The following is an 11625-nucleotide window of genomic DNA, read 5'->3' on the forward strand; positions in this document are numbered from 1 at the left end:
AAGTTTTGCCAGCACTAAGTAGATTAACTCCTATTGTTTACCGTAAGACACAGGTTCTTCTGCCACTTTGCTCAATTCTGGTCTTAGTGAATATGTATACTCGTTTGAAGATTTCGGCAATACCTCCATATCATTATTGTCTGTCCATAATTCACATTGTGTCATAACCGTCTGAACTGCATCATCCATACCTTCCGGTGGATATCTGTGTTTCTTCAAAAGCCTTTTTATCATTATTCGCATCCTTGCTCTCGCAGAATCACGTTTTTGCCAGTCAATCGTTCTATTTTTTCTAAGGGTATCTGCAAGTTCTTTTGTAATAGCAATCAATTCTTCATTTTCATAAAAATCCTTGATTGCATGCGGTTTAGTCAATGCATCATAAAAAGCCAGCTCATCCGCAGTCAGTCCCAACTGGTCGCCTTCTTTGTGAGCTGCTGCGATTTGTTTTGCAAGATTCAGAAGTTCCTCAATAACCTGTTCATTCGTCAACATCCCATTTAAATAGGCGTTCATAGTTCTTTGAATAATTTCACTGAACTTTTCAGACTTCACAACATTGGTATGTCGATATATCTTAACCTGTTCAGCAATCAGTTTTTTCAGTAACTCAACTGCCAAGTTTTTCTCCTTCATTTTTGAAACTTCCTCAAGAAATTTCGGATCAAAAAGAGAAAACTCCTTGTCTATATCTGAAAAAAGATTGATAACGCCATCACTTTGTACACTTGCTTTCAATAGATTGTTAATTCTGGCATTCATCTCTGGTAAAGAAATTTTCTTTCCTTCACCTTGATTCATCAAGCGGGTTACAAGCACCCGAACAGACTCAAAGAAAGCAGCTTCTACACGCAAATCACGTTCAGCCAAAGAAGCACAAAGGGAGAGTGCCTGCTTTAAAATCAATCCCTCTTTTAAAAATACTTCTCGATCATCTGCTTTATCAACTGCCACAATAAAGTTTACAGCACCACTAATCGCTCTGGAACGCTCCAAATCTGTACCATTCATAAATTTAGAATAATCATATCCATGAAATAAATCCCGACAAACAGATATTTTTTCAAGAAATTTGGGATATGCTACCTTTGCAACGTCTGTATCACCATAGTTTTTCTTATCTCTGACCGTATAATCATTCATTGCCTGCTTCAATGCTGCTGCGATGCCTACATAATCAACTACCAGACCGCCTTCTTTATCCCCAAACACCCTGTTTACTCTGGCAATCGCCTGCATCAGGTTATACCCTTGCATTGGCTTATATATATACATGGTTGCCAACGACGGAACGTCAAATCCTGTCAGCCACATATCAACCACAATCGCTATTTTCAAAGGACTGTCGTCATCTTTAAATTGTTTTGCCAGTTCATCTTTATGCCGTTTATTCCCGATAATCTTATTCCATTCTTCCGGGTCTTTATTGCTTCCAGTCATTACAACAGCAATTTTTTCTGTCCACAATGGGCGAAGCTGCAAAATGCGCTCATAAATTTTCATGGCAATCGGACGAGAATATGCCACGATCATGGCTTTTCCGGTAAGTAAATTTTCACGATAATTCTCATAGTGATCCAGTATATCATCAACCAACGAAGCAATGGTTTTGTCATTGCCAAGAATTGCTTCCATCTGTCCAAGCTGTTTTTTACTTTTCTCAATTACTTCCGGGTCAGCATTGTTTGCCATAATATCATATTCCTGGTCAATCAATTTCAAAGTATGCTCATCCAGTTTTAATTTAATCACACGGCTCTCATAATAGACGGGTCTGGTTGCACCATCCTCCACAGCCTGCGTCATGTCGTAAATGTCTATGTAATCGCCAAATACTTCCCGTGTATTACGATCTTTCATCGAAATCGGAGTTCCGGTAAATCCAATATAGGTGGCATTTGGCAGCGTGTTACGAATAATGCGAGCAGTGCCAATCTTAATTTCGCCTGTCTTGGCATCAACTGTTTCTTTTAAACCATATTGTCCACGATGTGCTTCATCTGCCATAACTATAATATTTCTGCGTTCTGAAAGGCATTCAAATGATTCCTCAAACTTCTGCATTGTAGTGAAAATAATACCATTAGCTTTTCTGTCATTTAACCAATCCATAAGACCAATGATTGGTTTTTCGCCCTTTCGCAAATGCGCATTACGTTCTTTATCTTCCTCGGACAGTTTCCTCTTATCTGCATGAACAGGCTCCTGCCGTAAAAATTTACTGCATTTTGCAAACTGTCCATAAAGCTGATCATCTAAGTCATTGCGATCAGTAATTACAACAAGGGTCGGGCTGTCTAACGCATCCTGCAAACAATGAGCATAGAATACCATTGACAGTGATTTTCCACTGCCTTGTGTATGCCAGAATACACCGCCTTTACCATCGGTTTCTGTTGCATGCTTCGTAGACAAGATTGCTTTTTTTACCGCAAAATACTGATGATACCCTGCCAAAATCTTAATCTGCTTTGAGCCTTCATTGGAAAAACAGATAAAATTCTTGATAATATCAAGCAACCGCTCTTTTTTAAACATTCCCTCAAAAAATGTATCGAATTGAGCATACTGTGTATTTTCATAATTCCCATCTTTTGTTTTCCATTCCATGAAACGATCTTCGCCAGACGTAATTGTACCCGCTTTAGAAGTTAAATGATCACTCATGACACAAATACAATTATAAATAAACATGGATGGAATCTCGTGCATATAATTTCTGATCTGTGTGTAGGCTTCTGATGCATCTGTTTCTTCTCGTGATGGTGACTTCAATTCTATAAGTACAACCGGCATACCATTCAAAAACAGCAATATATCCGGACGCTTGTTGCTATTCTCAACAAATGTCCACTGATTTGCAACAGCAAAAGAGTTATTGTCAGGATTTTTATAATCAACCAGATAAACAAGCCCTGGACGCTCCTCACCTTTTACAAAATAGCGCACTTCAATTCCGTGCTGAATATAATCCATAAAAAGAGCATTCTTCAAAACTAACTCTGCATTTTCAAAATTCTTTAACTTATCTAAGGCATCTGCAATCGCATCTTCGGGCATATCCGGGTTAATTCGTCGGATGGAATCATTCAAATCTTCTTCATACAGAGGACTACAAAAATCCCTCTCCAAATCCGGCGCATAAACATAACGATAATCCATATTCTGGAACAATTCTATGACTGATTTTTCATAATCCGCTTCTGTATAAAAATCTGACATTTTTGTCGCCTCCTTATATCAGTTTAAGCTGTTTTTTCATCTGTTTTTCTACCTGCTCCTGTGCCACTGCATCATATGCTTTACGGAGTTTCGCTAAGGCATCATAAAGATTATCCCTGTATTTTTTCTCCGAAAACATTTTCTCTAACTCTTCTATGGGCATAGGATGCTTCTCGTTTTCCTTTCTCATTTTGTCTATAATAATCTGATATTGATACATTACAGCCAAAGCAGCTTCATAAGTTCTCAGAAAATCACTATACGCAAATGCCGCTTCTCCTTTAAAAATCAGTTCAATTTCCATTGCTGTATTTCTTAGTTCCTCTCGTTTTCGTAAAAACTCTTTATGGAATGGCTGTTCCAGGGGATGTTCAATGGCATCTGCTTGACTTTCCATATAGGCATTATTTGTTAGCAATTTAAATACATAATCATTTGCAAACTGAGGTGTATTTTCTCTTTTTGCTGAGAGCTGCATATAATTTTCCTTGCAAAGAGAAATAAGTCCATTTGCTAGCATATATACTTTTAATCTACGATCAAATAAGTGTTGCTTATTGCTAAGTCTTATCTGATGAACTGACAAGCCCAATGCCAGTACAGCAGTTAAAGCTGTAAGTATAGAACACCAAAAATTCCAGTCTTTCAGCATATAACTTTCTCCCATCACAAAGGTTAAACAAGAATTTAGCGGCTTAAAGGTCGATGTCTGAGACATCAAGCTCGCCGGACATCAGTTTTGGAAGTAGTGAATCCCTAAGTGCAGAAAGACGTTGATTCTCTGCTTCAAGAATCTCTTGTTCCTTGAATACAGGTTCGCAAAAACTACTAAAAAGCTGAATGGTATCAGCATCAGGCATAACAGTAGGTACAGATTTCATCGCCGCTCCAGATATTTCCTTGAAAGTTGACCCAGAAGCCATACCTTCAATTGTAGGAAGAAGATTCTTCAGCAAGAAATACATATAAGCTGTACTGATATTCTCATTCGGAATAACAGATTTAAAACCCTGATTAGTAGTGACCTCGTTTTGAGCTATAGCAATATACCCTATTGGAGCCCTTGAACTGAAAAGTATGGTTCCAGCAGGCATCTTTGCGGCACTACTCTTGGAAAATCCCAACTCAGAGATATCATTCTCTCCATGAGAGATGAATTTTGACTTATTAACCGATAGATCCTTAGGCGTTATCCATGCAATGCCTTGGTCTGCATAATACTCCGGTTTCGATTTTGAAGGCGTACCACCTGCAACAACAGAGCCGATATCGGATAGAGTACATTCCGACCAATTTGGATCAGCATTGACAACGAAAAGTTCATCGAAATACGCCTGAGCTTGCTGCTCTAAATTCTTGTTTATCTCAGCATTTTTCGCTATTTTTCTATCCAAACTACTAAGAATATCTGAAATCTTTTTTTGTGTAGTCAGGTCTGGATTTTCAATTTCCAAATTTTCAATATCTGAAGGCTTAATAGCAGGGTACGCCGATGTACTCTGTTCCGCAATGGCTTGAAGAGCATCTACAAGTATATTTTGCGTAAGCAGATAATACAGAAAATCTGCATTAAGTACATTGGTGTCAACATCAATTACCACAAACCCTGTCGAAACCAGAAAATTCTCTGGCTGTGACTTAATTATTCCAAAATGACGCTGATTCGGCCGTACTGTGGAATAGATAATACTATCTGTTTTTACCTTTCGCTTTGCTCTACTTGGGAGTTTCATATTTTTCAATTCTATGAACTGAATAGAATCAATCGTATTATTAGTAATATTACCTGTATCTAAATAATTTACAAAATCCCATTTTTCTTTAGGCGAATATGTATCTGCATTCGTCCTACAGACATCTCCTAATCTGATTTTTTCCCATTCTGCCATAACATCACTTCCTAACCAATATATTTCTTATGAGCCAACTTAACATTGCTCTGCTTGACCATTGCATACTGCAAGGTCGTATCTATTCGTTTATGCCCCAAGAGCTGCTGTAACTGCTCTATAGGCATTCCCTTATCAATCGCCATCGTTGCAAGTGTTCTTCGGAACTTATGCGGATGAACTTTTTGAATATCCAACTGCTTACCCATTTCACGCAGACGAGATTCGATACCTCCGATTTTAATTCTCTCATGTGGAGAACGTAAAGTGACGAACAATGCCGGATTATCATCCGTTCTGCTGTCAATATAGTTTTGCAGATGAATCTTTGTCCGAGCATCAAAGTATACGATGCGTTCCTTATCACCCTTACCGAATACTACACATTCACGCTCGTTAAAATTGATGTCTGCTTTGTTCAACAAAACCATTTCGCCGATACGCATTCCAGTGGAAGCAAGCATATCAATCATCGCCAAGTCTCGAAGTTCTGTGCAGTTGTCGCGCATTTTTTCCAAGTCCTCGTCTGTGTAGGTTTCTTTGATATTGGTCGCCGTTTTCACCTTATGGATGCGGCGAACAGGACTTTTCAATATATAGTCCTCGTCCTCCAACCATGAAAAAAAGCTAGACAAAATCCTGCGGATATTGTCAATCGTCACACGGCTAGACTGATTCCTGCTCTGATAATCTGTCAAATAGGAACGCAGGTCTTCCGTCTGAATATGACGAATACCTTTGTCTGTAGAAGCTACCATCGTTTCAATGGTTGTGCGATAATATTTTAGCGTTTTTTCTGAACAGCCTTCAATCCGCTTTGCTGAAACAAAAGCATCTATCAGCTTTGGATTGTCGTCTGCATCCTTCTTTTCTGTCTGTGCTGTAATCTCACAGCCAAACAATGTGTTTTCAAGCACCTTTTGCAAATGCTGCATTTGTGCGTTGTCGAGGTGTGGCAGCATTTGCTGTACCACCTCTGAAATAATTTGTTGTTTCATAGGTCATTCTCCTTCAAATTTATTTTCCAGAGAACGACTCAACGGCAGTTCCGTTGGCTTTATCTCCCGCCGTTGGTGGGAGTATTATTCTTAATAAAGGTCTATATCATCGTGATCTTCTCCATCATAATGATTATAATAATGGAAGCCATCTTCAAGTGGTTTTCCACACCTACAGCAAACATCCCAATATCCCCATTCTTCAATTTCTGATGTAACAGACGATATTGATGAACATTTACAATAGCCTACTTTTTCAATTGGCACTCCTTTAAAATACATCATTTTGTCTTCCTCCCTGTGTTAAACAAGAATTTAGAACAGCAAGCTCAGGCAATATATCAGCAGATGTTCATAACAAATCGTAATCCTAATTGGGAAAATGGCTTGCTCTCTGATTTAATCGCCGTAAGATACGGAAAAGACCATAAAAAACTGGAAGATGGTGTTTATCCTGTATATGGTTCTGGCGGCATAATGCGATATGTAGAAAAACCGCTTTACACTGGTGAGTCGGTTCTGATTCCCCGTAAAGGAACACTGAATAATATTATGTATGTAAACGGTGCCTTCTGGTCAGTAGACACTATGTTTTATACAGAAATGCTACGTTCAAATGTCGCAAAATTTGTGTATCACTTTGTAAAAAGTAAAGATCTTGCTTCAATGAATGCAGGATCTGCTGTACCAAGTATGACAACCAATATTTTGAATGCAATGCAGTTATATATTCCAGATAACGAAACCTTATCTACTTTTGAGGAAATCGTTTCTCCGATGTACTCTCAAATGCAAGAGAATAAAAAACAATCAAAAAAACTTGCAGATTTGCGTGATACATTACTACCTCGTTTGATGTCCGGTGAGCTTGACGTCTCCGAAATCGAATTTTAAGCTGCAATCAAGTCGATAAATCTGGATTGTCCAGATGTAAATTCTTGTTTATCAAATTATTTATACTTATTTTTTCTTCAAGTATATTTAACACAGAAACCACTTTCCTCTGTGTATCAATATCAGGAATTTCCACCTCTATTTTTTGAAAAGTTGTAGACGCTCTCGCCAAAGCAGGGACTCCAACTTGTGATGCATTAGACAATAATTTGTGCTGACCGATTGTAGTATGAAAATAATAAACCAAATATTCTGGAAGCACTTTTTCATTACAGCGTACTCTGAATTGACTTTGGGAAATTACATATCTATCATACTTTGATGTTTGAGGAATACAAACAATCTGTCCTAAAGTACCCCTGTGAGTAATTACGATGTCACCTCTATGGGCATTAGCACGACCCAAAGAGTCTGCTTTTTCTTCCGTCACGTATCTGAATGAATTTTCTGTAAGAAAAAATCCGTTCAAATTGCTACCATTCAAAACGGGAATCCCATCATCAACAAAACATTCTACTTTTATATTGGAACCAAATGGTCCCATTGCAATTTCATCAATCAGTTCAGCGATACTATATGTTTTAAATTTCATACCCAATCGCCCCCAGTTTCTTTCTGATTTCATTTTCCAGTTCATGGGACTTTGCGAACATTTCTGAAAGTTCAGATGTAAGGCGAGTCATTTTTTCTTCAAACGGTTCTCCATCATCTTCCTGTTCTTCAATACCTACATAACGTCCCGGTGTAAGAATATAATCCTGCTTTTCGATCTCCTGAATATCCGCAACCTTACAAAATCCAAGTACATCCTCCTGTGTACCATTTTGAAATGCTTCAAAAGTATCAGCCAGTTTTTGAATGTCCTCATCCGTAAAATCACGATGTTTTCGGTCAACCATGTGTCCCATTTTGCGAGCATCAATAAAAAGTGTTTTCCCTTTTTGCTTTTTCCCTTTTGTAATAAACCACAAGGTCACAGGAATTGTTACACTGTAAAACAGCTGTGTCGGCATCGCAATAATTCCTTCAATCAAATCATCCTCTATGATTTTCTTACGAATTTCCCCCTCTCCACTGGACTGTGTAGAAAGTGCTCCATTAGCAAGAACAAGACCAATTTTTCCATTCGGTGCAAGATGATGGATCATGTGCTGAATCCAGGCATAGTTGGCATTACCGGCGGGCGGAAGTCCATATTTCCAACGCTTATCCTCCATCAGTTTATCTTGTCCCCATGGATGATAGTTGAAAGGTGGATTCGCTAAAATAAAATCTGCCTTTAAGGTCGGGTGTAAATCACTTGTAAAAGTGTCTGCATTATACGGACCAAGGTCTGCATCAATGCCACGAATTGCCATATTCATCTTTGCCATTTTCCAGGTATCCGGATTTGCTTCCTGACCGTAAACAGAAATTGCACCTCTTTTATGACTGTGTGCTTCAATAAACTTCTCACTCTGCACAAACATACCGCCAGAACCACAGCAACAATCATATACCCGGCAATTATCAAATGGTCGAAGAATGGAAACCAGTGTTTTTACAACGCTGGATGGCGTATAAAATTCTCCACCGCCAACACCTTCTTTTTCAGCAAACTGAGCAATACAATACTCATAGGTACGTCCAAGAAGATCTTCACTTGCTTCTGTATCGCTCATGTCAATATTATTTGTGAATATGTCAACCACATCGCCCAAAATTCTTTTATCAAGATCCGGGCTTGCATAATTTTTCGGAAGAACATTCTTCAATTTCTTATTTTCTGATTCTATCGCTCTCATTGCATTATCAATGATTATGCCAATTTCCGGTGTGTGTGCCTTGGATGCGATATTATCCCAACGGGCTTCTTCCGGGACAAAAAATACATTGTCCATTTCATAAGCATCACGATCATCTTCAAAGCCATCGCCCTCATCAACAAGTTCTTTATAACGCTTATCAAATGCAGCCGAAATATAACGAAGAAAAATTAAACCTATAATTACTTTTCTATACTCTGCTGCCGGGATGTGTCCCCACAAAACACAGGCTGCATCCCAAAGCTGTTTTTCAAATCCAATATTGGCGTTTGTTTTTTCTGCCATTATAATATCCTCCACATCGAATACTTATCTTCATATTTCCGTAAATGCTCTTTGCCCTATTTTAGCATAAGAAACCGCCTTCAACAATATCATCTGCACTGACGGCTGCCGGTGCAAATCACAGCTTCCAAAAACCTTTGCACTTTAAATCTATTTGTTTTAAAATAAAAAAGCGATGCCAGAGCATGTATTTTATGCCTCGCATCCTTTATATCAAAACCAAGGAGCAGTATAAATATGAATACAAATCTATCATTTGCATGCGACTATATGGAGGGGTGCCATCCGGCGATCCTCGAAAAGCTTGCAGAAACAAATCTGATCAAAACTCCAGGATACGGACTGGACGATTATACACGTTCTGCCTGTGAAAAGATCAAATCAGCCTGCCAGAAACCGGAGGCACAGGTTTTCCTTCTTACCGGCGGCACACAAACAAATGCCACCGTGATCTCTGCAATTCTTAAAAGCTATCAGGGCGTAGTTTCTGCCAGCACAGGACATATTGCCACACATGAAGCCGGAGCAGTGGAAGCCTGCGGTCACAAGGTTCTTACTCTTCCTTCCCATAACGGGAAGATTGATGCAGCAGAATTATCCCGGCTTCTCGTGGATTACGATCAGGATGTAAACCATGACCATATGGTTATGCCTGGAATGGTTTATATCTCCCATCCCACAGAATATGGCACATTATATTCCCACTCAGAGCTTGAAGAGATCAGCCAGGTCTGTCGCCAGCACCAGATCCCTCTGTACCTGGACGGGGCCAGACTGGCTTATGCACTTGCCTGCCCCCAGAACGACCTGTCATTGCAAGACCTTGCAGCCCTTTGTGATGTATTTTATATTGGCGGCACCAAATGCGGTGCTTTATTCGGCGAAGCAGTAGTGATCACTGTTCCCGGACTGATCCCACATTTCTTTACCATTATCAAACAGCATGGCGCCCTGCTGGCCAAAGGCAGGCTGTTAGGTATTCAGTTTGATACTTTGTTTACCAACCATCTTTACGAACATATCGGGGAATCTGCCATTTCGGCGGCCGATCAGATCCGGGACATGCTGAAGATCAACGGATTTCAGCTGTGTTATGATTCTCCCACCAATCAGATTTTCTGCATTATAGAAAATTCTGTAATGGATCGTCTCCTGTCCCAGGTTGAATGCAGCTTCTGGGAAAAATATGATGATTCCCATACCGTGATCCGTTTCGTAACAAGCTGGGCAACCACTCAGGAGGATGTTCAGAGACTGGGAACTGTTCTGTCTTTGTGCTCTTCCTGATCATGGAACTTTTTTCTCTGGCTGGACAGGTTAAAATACTCACTGGAAATAAATCCATGGGCAACCAATGCCTGAAATACCTGTTCCTGCTCAGGGGTCATATCCATCCCCACAGTGGAATTATAGTCCGTGATCACACATCCTGTCTTCTCGATCAGCCAAAACAGTGGCGTGAATCATCCTGTGGCACCATTTTGAATATCTCATCTGAAGTATAGGGCAGTAATCCCATCAAAGCCTCCATATGTCCGCCATCCTGGATCAGCCGGTAATCTCCATCCGGCATAATGATCCCGTCACTAAAATTACTGTCCTGCTTCATCTTGTTCAGAAGCTCTTCTGTTACCTTCATCTATCTTCCCCATTACACATTTTATTTCTTAGCTTTTACTTCTGTATCCTGAAAATGCATCTTCAGGATCCCGTGATAAAATCTCCCATACAGAACCAGTGACATAAGCATAATTCCGGCACAGAAAGCGATCAGAAACCAGGCCTAGCCCGTCTGGGATCTCCTGCCAGAAAAACAAAACAGTCATCACCAGATACAGAACTACTGTACTAAGCTTCCCGTACCATTTTGCACTGTTGATCTGATCTCTCACCTTCAGAGTCTGATATCCCCAGTAAAGCATGATTCCTTCTTTTACAGCAAATAAAAGGATCATCACCCAAAGTCTTTGATATCTGGATGAAAGGCAGAAGATCATGGACACCTGTGTCAGCTTGTCGGCTACAGGATCCAGCACCTTACCTACATCAGAAACCATGTGAAATCTGCGGGCCACCTTTCCGTCCAGCACATCGGTCAGCGCAGACAGTGCCACCACAGCAATCGCCTGTTTATAATCACCTCTTCTGTACAACCATATAATAGCCGGTATCAATAAGATCCTGAAACAAACTCATCAGATTGGGAATGGTCAGTATGTTGTCCTTTTTCAGTCTTTCTCCCATAACTTCTCCTTTTTCATGTATACTCCCTTTTCCATCCGTTACCATATTGTTTCATTCTAACACGAAAAAAAGTTTCGTCAACCTGATAAAAAAATAAAAAAAAGACTTGCTTTTTATAATATTCATGTTATAGTATTCATATGCTTGTTATGTAGTTTTGAATACTACATGCAAATGTTTTCGATGCTGACATTATTTTTTTATATTTTTGATGCTACGTAAATATTTTAAATCATAAGATTCCAGTAACCATTCAAAGGAGGTTTTCACATGAAATTCAAATTAAAA

Annotated in this window: 12 protein-coding genes; 2 read left to right on the forward strand and 10 right to left on the reverse strand. The window is 39.5% G+C overall.

From position 1 onward, the window contains the following. Positions 1-30: 30 nt before the first annotated feature. From R1Y93_RS06810 to R1Y93_RS06830, 5 genes are all read right to left on the reverse strand, one after another. Positions 31-3222 (reverse strand): type I restriction endonuclease subunit R, encoded by a 3192-nt coding sequence (locus R1Y93_RS06810; protein ID WP_500822199.1) that lies wholly within the window; start codon positions 3220-3222, stop codon positions 31-33. A 13-nt stretch (positions 3223-3235) separates the two neighbouring features. Beyond that, positions 3236-3874 (reverse strand): hypothetical protein, encoded by a 639-nt coding sequence (locus R1Y93_RS06815; protein ID WP_500822200.1) that lies wholly within the window; start codon positions 3872-3874, stop codon positions 3236-3238. A 43-nt stretch (positions 3875-3917) separates the two neighbouring features. Beyond that, the gene (locus tag R1Y93_RS06820) at positions 3918-5111 is read right to left on the reverse strand and encodes a restriction endonuclease subunit S (protein ID WP_500822201.1); all 1194 of its coding nucleotides are present in this window, start codon (positions 5109-5111) and stop codon (positions 3918-3920) included. A gap of 11 nt (positions 5112-5122) precedes the next feature. Beyond that, positions 5123-6109: a site-specific tyrosine recombinase/integron integrase gene (gene xerA / locus R1Y93_RS06825; RefSeq protein WP_500822202.1), complete on the reverse strand. Its 987-nt coding sequence runs from the start codon at positions 6107-6109 to the stop codon at positions 5123-5125. A 90-nt stretch (positions 6110-6199) separates the two neighbouring features. After that, entirely contained in the window at positions 6200-6394 is a 195-nt protein-coding gene (locus R1Y93_RS06830) for a hypothetical protein (RefSeq protein ID WP_229056766.1), read from the reverse strand. 15 nt (positions 6395-6409) lie between these two features. On the opposite strand from R1Y93_RS06830, the gene R1Y93_RS06835 reads away from it, so the two are divergent. Further along, on the forward strand, positions 6410-7003 hold the full coding sequence (locus tag R1Y93_RS06835) for a restriction endonuclease subunit S (RefSeq protein WP_500822203.1): 594 nt from the start codon (positions 6410-6412) through the stop codon (positions 7001-7003). A gap of 7 nt (positions 7004-7010) precedes the next feature. Here R1Y93_RS06835 and R1Y93_RS06840 read toward each other — a convergent pair whose 3' ends face one another. After that, complete coding sequence (locus tag R1Y93_RS06840) at positions 7011-7595, reverse strand: restriction endonuclease subunit S (RefSeq protein ID WP_500822204.1); 585 nt, start codon at positions 7593-7595, stop codon at positions 7011-7013. Next, a complete protein-coding gene (locus tag R1Y93_RS06845) occupies positions 7585-9093 on the reverse strand; it encodes a type I restriction-modification system subunit M (protein WP_500822205.1) in 1509 nt (502 codons plus the stop codon). Before R1Y93_RS06845 ends, R1Y93_RS06840 begins: the two co-directional genes overlap by 11 nt. Positions 9094-9330: 237 nt before the next feature. On the opposite strand from R1Y93_RS06845, the gene R1Y93_RS06850 reads away from it, so the two are divergent. Beyond that, the gene (locus R1Y93_RS06850) at positions 9331-10380 is read left to right on the forward strand and encodes a threonine aldolase family protein (RefSeq protein WP_500822206.1); all 1050 of its coding nucleotides are present in this window, start codon (positions 9331-9333) and stop codon (positions 10378-10380) included. Here R1Y93_RS06850 and R1Y93_RS06855 read toward each other — a convergent pair. From R1Y93_RS06855 to R1Y93_RS06865, 3 genes are read right to left on the reverse strand one after another with little or no spacing between them, the layout of a single operon-like run. Next, the gene (locus R1Y93_RS06855; RefSeq protein WP_500822207.1) at positions 10341-10517 is read right to left on the reverse strand and encodes a hypothetical protein; all 177 of its coding nucleotides are present in this window, start codon (positions 10515-10517) and stop codon (positions 10341-10343) included. The genes R1Y93_RS06850 and R1Y93_RS06855 overlap by 40 nt on opposite strands. A gap of 17 nt (positions 10518-10534) precedes the next feature. After that, positions 10535-10732, reverse strand: a complete 198-nt coding sequence (locus tag R1Y93_RS06860) for a hypothetical protein (RefSeq protein WP_500822208.1) — start codon at positions 10730-10732, stop codon at positions 10535-10537. 28 nt (positions 10733-10760) lie between these two features. Then, positions 10761-11246, reverse strand: coding sequence for a CDP-alcohol phosphatidyltransferase family protein (locus R1Y93_RS06865; RefSeq protein WP_500822209.1), 486 nt, complete (start codon positions 11244-11246; stop codon positions 10761-10763). Positions 11247-11625: the final 379 nt, after the last annotated feature.

Source organism: Blautia sp. HA3515 (assembly GCF_059933065.1).